This is a genomic window from Wolbachia endosymbiont (group A) of Sturmia bella (assembly GCF_964030905.1).
GTDB lineage: Bacteria > Pseudomonadota > Alphaproteobacteria > Rickettsiales > Anaplasmataceae > Wolbachia > Wolbachia pipientis.
On sequence record NZ_OZ034988.1, the window covers coordinates 542,204 to 554,413 of the forward strand.

General features: G+C 36.5%; 10 protein-coding genes and 1 pseudogene. 5 read left to right on the forward strand and 6 right to left on the reverse strand.

Annotated features, from left to right (window positions below):
* The first annotated feature begins 182 nt into the window (after positions 1 to 182).
* Entirely contained in the window at positions 183 to 836 is a 654-nt protein-coding gene (locus ACQH3L_RS02640) for a hypothetical protein (RefSeq protein ID WP_425384952.1), read from the forward strand.
* Entirely contained in the window at positions 808 to 3,660 is a 2,853-nt protein-coding gene (locus tag ACQH3L_RS02645; RefSeq protein ID WP_425384953.1) for a tetratricopeptide repeat protein, read from the forward strand. The genes ACQH3L_RS02640 and ACQH3L_RS02645 overlap by 29 nt, the downstream gene beginning before the upstream one ends.
* Before the next feature lie 38 nt (positions 3,661 to 3,698).
* Here the strand turns inward: ACQH3L_RS02645 and odhB are convergent, their stop codons facing one another.
* Positions 3,699 to 4,871, reverse strand: coding sequence for a 2-oxoglutarate dehydrogenase complex dihydrolipoyllysine-residue succinyltransferase (odhB, locus tag ACQH3L_RS02650; protein WP_425384954.1), 1,173 nt, complete (start codon positions 4,869 to 4,871; stop codon positions 3,699 to 3,701).
* A gap of 955 nt (positions 4,872 to 5,826) precedes the next feature.
* On the opposite strand from odhB, the gene hemC reads away from it, so the two are divergent.
* The 3 genes from hemC (at position 5,827) to ACQH3L_RS02665 (ending at position 7,871) form a co-directional block, all read left to right on the forward strand.
* A complete protein-coding gene (gene hemC, locus ACQH3L_RS02655) occupies positions 5,827 to 6,705 on the forward strand; it encodes a hydroxymethylbilane synthase (protein ID WP_010962666.1) in 879 nt (292 codons plus the stop codon).
* Positions 6,696 to 7,583, forward strand: a complete 888-nt coding sequence (murB, locus tag ACQH3L_RS02660; protein ID WP_010082163.1) for a UDP-N-acetylmuramate dehydrogenase — start codon at positions 6,696 to 6,698, stop codon at positions 7,581 to 7,583. Before hemC ends, murB begins: the two co-directional genes overlap by 10 nt.
* A 96-nt stretch (positions 7,584 to 7,679) precedes the next feature.
* Positions 7,680 to 7,871 carry a hypothetical protein gene (locus tag ACQH3L_RS02665; protein WP_070356842.1) on the forward strand — a complete coding sequence of 64 codons (192 nt, stop codon included), beginning with the start codon at positions 7,680 to 7,682 and terminating at the stop codon, positions 7,869 to 7,871.
* Positions 7,872 to 7,985: 114 nt separating this feature from the next.
* Here the strand turns inward: ACQH3L_RS02665 and ACQH3L_RS02670 are convergent, their stop codons facing one another.
* The 5 genes and pseudogenes from ACQH3L_RS02670 to ACQH3L_RS02690 all read right to left on the reverse strand — a co-directional run bounded on the left by ACQH3L_RS02670 (position 7,986) and on the right by ACQH3L_RS02690 (position 12,131).
* Positions 7,986 to 8,783: an Rpn family recombination-promoting nuclease/putative transposase gene (locus ACQH3L_RS02670; protein WP_182282561.1), complete on the reverse strand. Its 798-nt coding sequence runs from the start codon at positions 8,781 to 8,783 to the stop codon at positions 7,986 to 7,988.
* Positions 8,780 to 10,327, reverse strand: a complete 1,548-nt coding sequence (ltrA, locus tag ACQH3L_RS02675; protein ID WP_006280223.1) for a group II intron reverse transcriptase/maturase — start codon at positions 10,325 to 10,327, stop codon at positions 8,780 to 8,782. Before ltrA ends, ACQH3L_RS02670 begins: the two co-directional genes overlap by 4 nt.
* A gap of 37 nt (positions 10,328 to 10,364) precedes the next feature.
* Positions 10,365 to 10,508 (reverse strand): hypothetical protein, encoded by a 144-nt coding sequence (locus tag ACQH3L_RS02680; protein WP_173862902.1) that lies wholly within the window; start codon positions 10,506 to 10,508, stop codon positions 10,365 to 10,367.
* A 438-nt stretch (positions 10,509 to 10,946) separates the two neighbouring features.
* Positions 10,947 to 11,192 (reverse strand): annotated as a pseudogene (locus tag ACQH3L_RS02685) (PD-(D/E)XK nuclease family transposase); the annotation flags it as partial.
* Positions 11,193 to 11,243: 51 nt separating this feature from the next.
* The gene (locus tag ACQH3L_RS02690; protein ID WP_223823132.1) at positions 11,244 to 12,131 is read right to left on the reverse strand and encodes a replicative DNA helicase; all 888 of its coding nucleotides are present in this window, start codon (positions 12,129 to 12,131) and stop codon (positions 11,244 to 11,246) included.
* Positions 12,132 to 12,210: the final 79 nt, after the last annotated feature.

The window sequence follows — 12,210 nt, forward strand, 5'->3', positions numbered from 1 at the left end:
TAGATTTGGGGAGTCTTTGGAAAGTCTTTTTTAAATCAAGAATTAAGAGTTTGCCAGGCAATTCCTACCCTCGAAGGCCTTTCTATCAACACATAAAGACTCTATTGCATTATTTTAGGTGTTTGGTAATCTTTAATTCTAGATCAAACAAATTTATAGCAGCCTGTATGAGGTAACTAGTTATGCACGGTAATATCTACCAGCTAAAGGTATTGATGCTATTTTTGCATCGAGGAGTGCTCTATCAGCACTCTTTTCGCTTAGGTACAGAAATAGAAGAGGCCAGAAAATTCGATGATTTAGTATTTGAATGTACCCAAGGTAGTAAGAAAGTATACCGTTTTTTGCAGGCTAAACACACACAAGATGAAGATAACAAGAAAATTGGAGTAGGGAACTTACTTACAAAAGATAAAAGTGGTGAGTTTGGATTAGCAAAGTATTTTGTTTCTTACCTAAAGATCAAAAATAATCAAGATTTTGCAGATGGTAACCTGAAAGATTTTATTATCTGTACTAATATCGATTTTGATCTGGATCAAAGCACAGCACGAAACACAGTGAAGAAGTTGAGGGTAAAAACTTTAGGACCAAACGAGGAAATAGAAATTTTAGTTGAAGTAATCGACACTAGTGATGTCTTTTTTAAAGATGGTGGCACTAGATATAAGTTCTCTTATATTCACAATAACATGATTTCAGTAGTGCAACCAGCATTTGAAAGTGCTGTAGAAGAAGCGATGGAAGAATTAGAAGAGGAGATAAAAAAAACTCCAAAACAAGCCAGATCAGAACTCAAAAAGGAAATTGGAAAGAAATCAGACGTGGCAACGTGAATTTGGACGAATGATGAATGAAGGTAGGTTGGAAGACAATATAAAAGAATTTTTTGATAAGTTAGTATTTGCAGTAAATCAGCCCAATGAAATAAAACTAGCGGATATTATCAAAAGTGAGCTAGGCGAGCAATTTAATGATATTGATAGACAGAATGTTTACGCTCGCTTCCAAGAAAAAATGCTAGATTGGTTGAAAGAAAAAGGGAGACGTTTTCTTACACATGAAGACGGAAGAGAATTCTTTCGCAAGATGAAAGAAGAAATCTTAGGAGGCTTTCGATTTGAGGTGAGAAATCCAGTAGGATCGTTCACTGGAAGGACAGAAGAATTACGAGAACTACACAAATTAATACAAAAAAGTCAAGGTGTAGCCACAGTAATATCGCAACTGGTTTCTATTAGTGGGTTGGGAGGAATAGGTAAGACTGAGCTGGCCAAAAAATATATTGAAGAACACAGTAAAGATTATGACAACAATATTATATGGATAAAAGCTGAAACCCATGAAACCATGGTGCAGTCTTTTCTCAGGTTAGCTAGAGATCCTTTAGGCATTCCTACAGAAGATAGGGATATTGAATCTATTGTAAGAGACATATACGCTTTTTTCGCCAAGAGAAAAAGTCTCTTTGTTTTCGATAATGCAGAAGAATATAGAAGTGAAGGTCAAGATGCTGGTATTAGTCAATTCTTACCGTCCCACTTTTTATCATCGGATGATAATAAACCTAGTGTTTTGATTACCTCTCGTAATCAGAAATGGGGAGATATAAAATCATTAACATTGGGTGCATTTACTGAACCAGAATCAATAGACTTTATTAGAAAAGCATTAGGTATAAAAGATGGGTCACAAGAAAATGAAATAAAGAATTTGGCAGAAACATTACAGCATTTTCCTTTAGCTTTGCAGCAGGCAGTTGCATACATAAAAGAGAGGGATATAGCATTAAAGAATGTAGGCTTGAAGTTTGAAATTAGTGATTATTTAAAGAGATACAAAGAGGAAGCAGAAAAATTACTTGATTTTAAGTTTCCTAAAGACAGCGACAATAGCTACACCAAGACAACTTTTATAACCTGGAGAATTACTATTGATAAAATCAAAGATAACCCAGAGTATGGTCAGCAAGCCAAAGAAATCTTGGATATCATTGCCTATATTGCTCCTGACAACATTCCTGCAAAAATGTTTTTAGGGGTAGAACGCAATGAAGAAAAGTTAGGTGATGCTATCCAACTACTTAAACAATATTCAATGATCAACTTAGGAGAAGAGCAAAGCTCAGTCAATATCCACAGGTTAGTACAGCAAGTAACAAGAATAGAGTTAGAAAAACAAGGCAAAGACAAAGTTGTGAAAAAGACTTTTGAGTTACTGGAAGAAAGCTTTCCTTACGGCAGTGATAAATTAGAAGATTATGCTAAGAAACGACAATTATTGCCGCATTTAGAAGCGTTCTTATCACATGTAGATAATTGGCTAACAAAAAATCCTTCAGAAAAACAAACAATAGAAAAGGATTATCTTGTAAATTTGTTAATATGGATAGGCGATGGATATTTTGATTTAGATCCTAGAAGACAAAAGAAGTCGCTTGAACGGGTTTTACCTATCATCAAGAAACATTATGGCTCTGATCATTTTCAAGCTGCTATTACATTAGCAAACCTTGGCATTGCTTATGGTGCTTTAGGTGATCCTCAGAAAGAAAAAGAGTTGCTTGAACGGGCTTTACCTATCTTGAAGACACATTATAGCCCTGATCATTTCGAAGTTGCTAAACTGCTGGCAAACCTAGGTAACGCTTACAGGTATTTAGGCAATTATAAGAAACAAAAGGAATTGCTTGAACGAGCTTTAGCAATTCAAGAGAAACATTGTGGTTCCGATCACTCTGAAGTTGCTAGAACACTGGCAAACTTAGGTAACGTTTATGGTGCTTTAGGTGATCCTCAGAAACAAAAGGCTTTACTTGTGCGAGCTTTACTTACTTTTGAGAAACATTATGGCACTGGTCATCCTGAGGTTGCTAGAACACTAATAAGTTTAGGCACCGCTTATAGGGCTTTAGGTGATCCTCAGGAAGAAAAAGAGTTGCTTGAACGGGCTTTACCTATCTTTAAGGAATATTATGGCTATGATCATTTTGAAGTTGCTAAACTACTAGCAAACCTTGGTATCGCTTATGGTGCTTTGGGTGATCCTCAGAAAGAAAAGGAGCTGCTTGAACAGGCCTTAACAATTAAAGAAAAATATTACAACTCTGATCATTTTGAAGTCGCTATTACTCTGACAAACCTTGGTATCTCTCATGTGGATTTAGGTGACTATAAAAAACAAAAGGAGTTACTTGAACGGGCTTTAGCAATCAAAAAGAAACATTACAGGCCTGACCATTTTGAAGTTGCTAGAACACTGGCAAACCTCGGTAATTCTTATAGGGTTTTAGGTAATCCCCAGAAGGCAAAAGAGTTGCTTGAACAGGCTCTAGCAATTCGAAAGAAACATTACGGCCTCGACCATTTTGAAGTTGTTAAATTACTGGCAACCCTCGGTATCGTTTATGGCACTTTTGGCGATCATCAGAAAGCAAAAGAGTTGTTTGAACGAGCTTTACCTATTTTTGAGAAACATTATGGCTCTGGTCATGTTCAAGTTGCCAAACTACTGGCAAATCTTGGTATTGCCTATGGCGCTTTGGGCGATCACAAGAAACAAGAGGAATTGCTTGAACAGGCCTTGCCTATTTTTGAGAAACATTATGGCCCTGATCATCCGGAAGTTGCTAAACTGCTGGCAGAACTAGATGACATTTAGGTTTTTAGCAATACTGGATTAACAACAATTCATTTGAGCTACACTTCCAAAACTAATCTATTTGGATCTTCTATATAATTTTTTATTTTAACGAGGAAAGTTACTGCTCCTTTGCCGTCAACTATTCTGTGATCGTAAGAGAGAGCAATGTACATCATAGGTCTGATTTCTACTGCATTACCAACAGCAACTGGCCTGTTTTGTATTGAATGCATTCCAAGTATTCCAGATTGCGGAGGGTTTATTATCGGAGTGGAAAGAAGTGAACCGTATACTCCACCGTTTGAGATGGTAAATGTTGCACCTTCCATTTCTGATACTTGTAATTTACCCTCACGAGCTTTTTTGCCAAGAGCAACTAAAGTCAACTCAATTTCTGCAAATGACATCTGATCGGCACCCCGAATAACTGGTACAACAAGACCTTTATCGGTGCCAACAGCAACACCTACGTCATAGTAATGTTTATATATGATTTCATCGCCTGAGATTTCAGCGTTAATTTCAGCAATTTCTTTCAATGCTTGCACCGCTGCCTTTATAAAAAACGACATAAAACCAAGTTTTATTCCATATTTTTTTTCAAAGGCGTCCTTATATTTTGCTCTTAGATCCATGACATTCTTCATGTCAATTTCATTGAACGTGGTCAGTATTGCAGCAGTATTTTGCGATGCTTTCAAACGAGCGGCAATTACTTGCCTTATTTTGCTCATTTTTACTCGTTCCTCTCTTTGCTCTCCATTTACTACACTTTTTGGCAATTCATATTGTTTTATTGCAGGTTGTTCAGCTTTGTTCATATGGCCTATCACATCTGCTTTTGTTATTCTGCCTCCCATGCCAGTTCCTTTGACGCTTTCTGCACTGATTGAATTTTCTTCCATAATTTTACGAGCTGATGGAGCATCTTTTTTAGCAGCACTTTCGCTTTTATCTTCTTTTCTCGCTTCCTCTTTTACTTCTCCCATGGAAAGCTTCGCTAACAATTGATCAGGACTTATTACATCATCTTCTTTTATAAGAAATTCAGTTATTTGCCCTGAAGCTTCTGCAGTTAATTCGAGTGCTGTTTTGTCAGTTTCAATTTCAAAGATCAAGTCATCTACTTTTACTGCTTCTCCAATACCCTTCTTTATTTTTACTATACCTTCTGTAACTGATTCACCACCAAGAGTTTTTGGTGCTCTGATTTCTATAATTTTGCTCATAAAACAACTTCCGTATAAAACTTTCTATAGATTTATACATGAAAAGAGACATGTAATAAACTAATAAATTCATTGAGGCTCTTATCATTTAGAAGTGACAAACGGATAACATATTCCCAAATGTCATTCCAGCACGTGACGCTAGGCCATAAAAATTCCTTGACAAGCTTTGCCATCCCCCCTATCATGAAACTGAAGCTATTTATTTATCTTCGCAATCTGTGCAGGTTAATGACAAAAAACTTAGGGTATTTGGCGTCTCATGTTTAATTTTTCGCACTACGTGCATCGCATGTCTTTAAAAATTTTTAGGTTTTTACCTATATAAGCCGAAACGCGCTTACAAAGCGTTTAAGACAGCAAAAAACGTCAAATTGACAAGGGAGAATTTGAATGCTAGCTACTACGGGGTTTCTTTGCCTTTTTTCCTGCTTAGTAAATTTCTTAAACACTTGCGGTGTAGGTTAGTTGCAAGTTAAAAGCAGCTAAATCGCTCTTAATCAAGCGTTTTAGAATAAAAAAAACGCCGATATTTTAGTACATAGTAAATAGCCAACCACCACGGGGCTTCTTTTGCCTTTTTTTTCGCTTGGTAAATTTTTTAATATTTATAGCTAAACGACAACCGTCATCCCGCTGCTTGTTAGCGGGATCTAGAGATACCGCGAATGAATCGCGGTATGACGGTTAAATAATTCGTCATCCCGCTACGTGTTAGCGGGATCTAGAGATACCGTGACGGTATGACGGTTCGCGGTGGTATGACGATAAGGTTTATACCTTGTCATGCAAGTACTAGAATCCAGTAAGCTTATTTATGCATATAAAAGGTTATTATTTTGTAAAGTCAAAGTTGCTTTTGGTTTTAAGTTAAAGTACAATAAATGCAAAGGTTTATATAAACTGGATCCAAGTAGTCAGCTACTTGAATGACATCAGACAAACAATCGTACACATGCTAGTCAAAATAGGTACCAGAGGAAGCAAGCTTGCAGTTGCCCAGGCTTTGGAAGCAAAACAAAAGTTGCTGGATTCTTTTCCTAACTTATCTATTGAAATTGTTAAAATAAAAACTTCTGGAGATAAGTATGCAAACGCAAATCTTGCTGAAATAGGAGGCAAAGGATTATTCATTAAAGAAATTGAGACTGAATTGCTCGAAAATAATATAGACATGGCAGTTCATTCGCTAAAAGATATGCCTGCGTTTTTCTCAGGGGGTTTAACAATTCCTTGTGTTTTAGAAAGGCTAAGTTCATGCGATGCGTTTATTTCTCATAAACACAATAGCCTTGAGTCTTTGCCACAGCAGGCTACTATTGCCACTTCTTCAATAAGAAGAAAAGTTCAGTTGTTAAATGTTAGACCAGATTTAAATATAGTACCGCTACGTGGAAATGTAACAACCAGATTGCAAAATCAAAGTTTTGATGGAATAATTCTAGCTGAAGCAGGACTCATAAGATTAGAAAAACATCACTTGATTACAGAGGTATTGCCACCAAAAGTTATGTTAAGTGCAGTGGGGCAGGGGGCGGTTTGTATTCAATGTAGAAGGAATGATGTAAAAATTATCGATCTTTTAGAGAAAATTAATAATAATATGTCTTTTATAGGAGTGAAATCAGAGCGCAGTTTTATGAAGACAGTGAATGGTTCATGTTTTACACCACTTGCAGCTTTGGCTGAATATGTGAGCGAAAATATGCTACACCTTCGTTGTATGTTAGCAAGTGGAAAAAATATATACTTCACTGAGCGCACTTCATTTATAGAAGATGCGGAGAAAATGGGTATGGATGCAGGATTAGAGTTGAAATCAAAATGCTTATAAGCTTACCTAAAGTACGTGGAATCTATCGTTATGATGTCTTAATGTCTAAAGCGACGTGGTTAAATGTTGGTGGACGAGCTGATGTATTATTTAAACCATGTGATATTGAAGATTTAACATACTTGATTAAAAATACTGAACTGCCAGTTAGCGTTATTGGTGCAACATCCAACATAATAGTGCGAGATAGTGGCATTCGAGGAATAACAGTAAAATTAGGTAAGGAGTTTGCATATATTAAAAGTAAGGGTAACAACTCTATTGTAGCTGGGGGAGCTGTGCTGCTCAGCAACCTTGCTCACTTTGCGGGAAATCAGCAGATTAGTGGGTTGGAGTTTCTAGTTGGAATTCCAGGAACAGTTGGTGGCGGAATAGAAATGAATGCAGGTGCATATGGTAGTGATATCGCAAGTGTTGTACAATCCATAAAAGCAGTGAATCTAGAGGATGGAAACCTATATGAGTTCTCCAGCGAAGAAATGGGGTATTTTTACCGTGGACATAGCCTAAAAGGAAATTGGATTTTTGTTGAAGCTGAGTTTAAAGGAGTAAACTCAGAGTATGAGCTTATACTGCAAAGGTTAAAGGAAGTTATTGAGAGGAAAAATAAAAGCCAGCCAATAAGAGGAAAAACTGCTGGGTGCATATTCAAAAATCCAAAAAACTACCGAGCATGGGAGTTAATTGATAAATCTGGCTGCCTAAGGTTAAATATTGGTGGAGCTAGAATCTCTAAGAAACATTGTAACTTCTTGCTCAATTACGATAATGCAACTGCATCTGACTTGGAAAACCTTGGCAACAAAGTAAAAGATGCAGTAAAGGATAAATTTAATGTTGAACTTGAGTGGGAAATAAGGGTTTTGGGTAGCTATTAGATAGTTTTTATAGCTTATGTATATTCGTTCAGGAGAACGGCAAATAAGGTAAACAAGTAATCTAAAAAAATAATCATAGAGAAACCGTGAGGTAATGTGGTTAATCTTGTAGAACTTTGCAAGAATCTAGAGAGAAAAATAGCAAAGTTATACCAATTCTCATTATTAGTGAATCAAATAAGCGATATTGTAGAGTTATTTAATTGTGGAGTGAGAAAGAAAGGCAATAGTATGGCTTTTTTTCCATTGTTATCTATCCGTTTATTGTGCAGTGGGAATTGGTATTAGCTGAACGGACACTATTGTTATACTATATCTTATATACAATTGTGCAATATGGACAATGGCAACAAATTTACTAGCGAAATTCAGTGATTTATGATTGATAATTAAAGTTCTTAATTAGTAACCGTTCACACTTAATTCTTCAATCTCACTAATAGAAAGGCCAGTAAATTTGACAATAGTGTTGACATCAACATTGTTAGCCAGCATTGCTTTTGCGACTTCGATTTTTCCTTCAATTTTCCCTTCCTCTTTACCGATTTTGATGCCTCTTTCTTCGCCAATTTGGATGCCTTTTTCAGTAGCAAGATCAAGTCTGTATTCAAGAATGGCTTCTTCTTTGCGCAGATCCATTATTCTTTCTTCATAAGTTATTAGATCTTTTTCATTCCAGTGAAACTTATCTAATTCATCATATGCTAGCTTTATTATTGGTGATTTTTCCGCAATTTTTCTGAGATCTTCGTCCGTTGTTTCATCTGCATATTTGAAAAAAAATAGCCAACGGTCTACTACACTTTCTAGTTGTTCTTCTCTACTCTTAGGAAATTTTGGCAGCTCTATGAAGATAAATTGAAAATCTTTTAAGTCATGCTCATTGGTTTTTTCATCTCTTATGGTATGGCTAGATATATAGTCAAGCTTATCAGGGAATAAGGTACAATTTGAAATCGCGATAAAGAAAATCTTCTTTAAATCAACGTATTTACCAGATTTATCAGCTTGTCTTGAGTAAGCCTTAGCAGCATAAAGTTGTGCGCGTTTTTCAAAGCCTTTAGTTTTGGCAACTTGGTTAGGTAAGGAAGTAGTATTGCTACTACTCCCTCCCTTAGAAACGCAGCATGCAGGTTTCCCCACACTACGCTTGAGCCCCTTATCTAAGTCCTTCTTTTCTCGAACCGGCTTGTCCTTCATGATTCCTCAGAAAACATCATTCTTAATGGTGACACCAACAGTAGAGAACCTTCTCTTGAGAAAGAGCTTGCTAACATTTTTGTTTGTTTCACTCTTTCATCAAAATACTTTTTCCATTTTAAGTCAAGTGGATTTGCATCCGCCCTGATTTTAACATGTCGTCTGATAGGTATATCAATCAACCTAAGCAGTCTTAAATACCTTATCTCTTTCGGTTTGTTCTTGCATATGGGTGCAGCAAAGACCCATTGGCGTTGTTTCATTACCTTGAAGTAACGATTCTTTATCCAACGTAATCCTTTACGAGGATGTCTTTTCTTTGCCCATTTCCATAGAGCACACATAATTTCATGGTCTATTTTGTTAAAAGCTCTTTTCGCACACACATGGCTGTAGTAATTTCCCCATCCCCTTAATAGGGAATTGAGCAACTTGATTAGTACGGCCTGAGTGTTCGCTATGTTTGCCTTTATCAATGTACGTGCTTTATTAAGAAGTTTCTTAATACTTTCTTTTGAAGGTTTTATAATTAACTTCTTATTATACCTGCGTACATTACAACCAAGAAAGTCAAACCCTGTTGTAATAGATGTAATTTTTGTTTTCTCTTCGGAAAGGATAAGACCTCTCTCCTGAAGAAAGGACGATACTAGAGGTTTTACTTCATTTTCCAGTACTTCACGTGTGATTCCTGAAATGATAAAGTCATCTGCGTACCTGATTACATTTACTCCACTTCTGATTTTGCTTCTTCTTTTACTGCCAAGTTTACCAAATTGACTTTCCAATGATTTTTCAAGTCCATTTAGGGCTAGATTTGCTAGTATTGGAGAGATGATACTACCTTGTGGGGTACCTGCAGTTGTGGAATACAGAGTTTTTGATTCTAGGAAGCCAGCTTTTAACCAGCTATGAAGAATTTTCTTCTCCATAGGAATATGCTTCATGAGCCATTCATGGTTAATGTTATCAAAACACCCTTTAATATCACCTTCGAGTATCCATTGTAGTTGGTTACGGCTTGCCAGTAACAAGTGACAAGCCACAGTAGCGTCTGCGCAGGATCTTTTTGGTCTAAAACCATAAGAGTGACGATCACTGATCGTTTCAGCTATCGGTTCCAAAGCAAACAAGTATAATGCTTGCATGGCTCTATCTTTTATCGTAGGGATTCCAAGAGGTCTTCTTTTGCCATTAGACTTACTGATGTATATCCGTTTTAGCGGAGAAGGTTTGTATCCTCTTTGTTTTAATAGCTTTATTCCTTGAAATTTTGTGTTGCAAGTTGACCATATTTGACGATCTACACCTGCTGTGTTTTTTCCTTGGTTTTCAGTTACTCTCTTAACCGCCAAAGCTTTGCCGCTAAAAGAGCGTGTGAGAAGGTGTTGTAAAGTTTTCACCTTACCCCATCTGCCTTGTTGGACAGCCTTAACAATACGCCTCTGTAGCCTCATAACAACTTTTTGGCATTTCTTCCAGGGTAACTGGTTCCATGCTTCGGAGTTATTGGTAGGTGCACTTACAGTTGTACTTGTAATCATCTGCTTTCCTACCTTAAGTGGTTAACAAAGTTTCTTGTCATGAGGGACCAAATGGAAGTCTGCTCGTTTTCACGCGAATTAATGTTACAAATTCTATCCATTTCGTTACAAAATGGCATTCGCTTTCTCCATTATCCTTTACCTGCACATCCATCAGCATTCCTTGCGGGTTGCCTGCCATATAGGCGAAAATACAGGCTTATCCTGTTCCTTTTGTCATACAATAGTGGGTTAGGTGGCTTCTCTATACCGGTGATTTGCGTACATCCAGAAATGAAAAATGTCACATTACCTTTTGGTCGGAGCTTATCAGCATCTTTAGCTCTTTAATCGTTACGATACTTATGAAGCTTCACTTACGTTCACCATACCACTAAGCCTAGCCCTCCAACCACATGATGCTTGTAGTTTATGCTTTCTCTCACGATTGAGCATCTTCTTTATCAAGAGGAGGTTCATTGTCCGCGTCGCTCGGCACCAACTGGTTACCCAATTCGCACTGATGCGTAGACTCAGATGGCAAAACATCTGGTTCAATAAGCTTTAGAATCCTTTCAGTTTCTTTCTGAATGAATTCCTCTCCTTTTAAACAATATGACCGAAGGCTTTCAGGTCGCACCATTTCAACAATTGTTTGAATACCTTTAGAATCTCTGCAGAGCACATCGACAATACTCTCCTTTTGAGAGGCAATATCGGGGTTTAGAATAGGATTTAAGAACTTCACGTCCTTTATTTTAGCTTCACCAGTGAGACCTAGAATATCATTGAGAAGGTGAACAAGAATGTCTTTATTCTTCTCAGTACCAAAGATACGCTTGAACGCGTAATTGTTTTTTGGATCTAAAAACTTTGATAAAACCATAAGAAATCCACTTAAAAACCATTAATATTATACACTATTTTCCGCGATCTTTCAACTTAATATTCTCCCTGTATTTACTTGATATGGCACTGTAACCTTTCCGGTTGATCCACTACGGTTTTTTGCAACATTTATCTCTAAGTCGTTATTAGAATCAGCCTTGTAATAATTTTCTCTGTAGAGTAATAACACTAGATCAGCATCTTGTTCAATACTTCCTGATTCGCGTAGGTCTGCTAATTGTGGTCTTTTATTTTGTCTGTCTTCTACCTTACGGCTTATTTGTGATAATGCTACAATAGGAATATTAAAGTCTTTTGCTATATTTTTTAAAGTTCTACTGATTTCTGTTACTTCAAGAGTTCTATTTTCGGTTACTTTCGATCCTCTGAGTAACTGTAAGTAATCAATGTATATGCATTTCATTTTATATTTTCTGCAAATTAATGAGATTTTTTTCTTTAGGATATTTAAATCCATATTTCCTGAATTATCGACAAGAATATTTAAAAAAACTATTTGATTTATCCCTTTATGTAAAAGTTCTGTGTTTTGTTTCTTGATAATATTGTTTATTGTCTCATTGACTTCAATACTGATCATTCTATTGATTAACTGATTTGCTGACATTTCAAGTGAGAAAAAGCAGACATATTCTTGATTTTTCAGTAATTTTGCAGCTTGCAGAGCCATGTGTAGTGCTATTGAGGTCTTGCCAATTGAAGTACGAGCTGCAAGCACTGTTAATTCTCCTTCTTTTAAGCCACCAGTTATAGTATCAAGTCTAGGTATTCCTGTTGTTATTCCTTCTATTTCATTGTTGTTTGCAAGTAGTTTATTAATGTAGCTTTTATAAGCTTCAAAATAATCAATAATTGGCTTGATGTCTTCATCAACATGTGGCATTTGGTCGACCCTGACCACTCCTTCCTGATCCATTCTCTACCTTAAACCGGAGGCTCCTCAAACTCTAAATCTTGTTTTCGTCGCCTCTCCCCTAATTATATATTATATATAT

Bases quoted from the DNA above. Each gene is read 5' to 3' on its own strand.
- ACQH3L_RS02670 (WP_182282561.1), bottom strand. From the start codon at position 8,783: ATGAAGGACAAGCCGGTTCGAGAAAAGAAGGACTTAGATAAGGGGCTC.
- ACQH3L_RS02690 (WP_223823132.1), bottom strand. From the start codon at position 12,131: ATGGATCAGGAAGGAGTGGTCAGGGTCGACCAAATGCCACATGTTGAT.
- ltrA (WP_006280223.1), bottom strand. From the start codon at position 10,327: ATGATTACAAGTACAACTGTAAGTGCACCTACCAATAACTCCGAAGCA.
- hemC (WP_010962666.1), top strand. From the start codon at position 5,827: ATGCTAGTCAAAATAGGTACCAGAGGAAGCAAGCTTGCAGTTGCCCAG.
- murB (WP_010082163.1), top strand. From the start codon at position 6,696: ATGCTTATAAGCTTACCTAAAGTACGTGGAATCTATCGTTATGATGTC.
- ACQH3L_RS02640 (WP_425384952.1), top strand. From the start codon at position 183: ATGCACGGTAATATCTACCAGCTAAAGGTATTGATGCTATTTTTGCAT.
- ACQH3L_RS02680 (WP_173862902.1), bottom strand. From the start codon at position 10,508: ATGGCAGGCAACCCGCAAGGAATGCTGATGGATGTGCAGGTAAAGGAT.
- odhB (WP_425384954.1), bottom strand. From the start codon at position 4,871: ATGAGCAAAATTATAGAAATCAGAGCACCAAAAACTCTTGGTGGTGAA.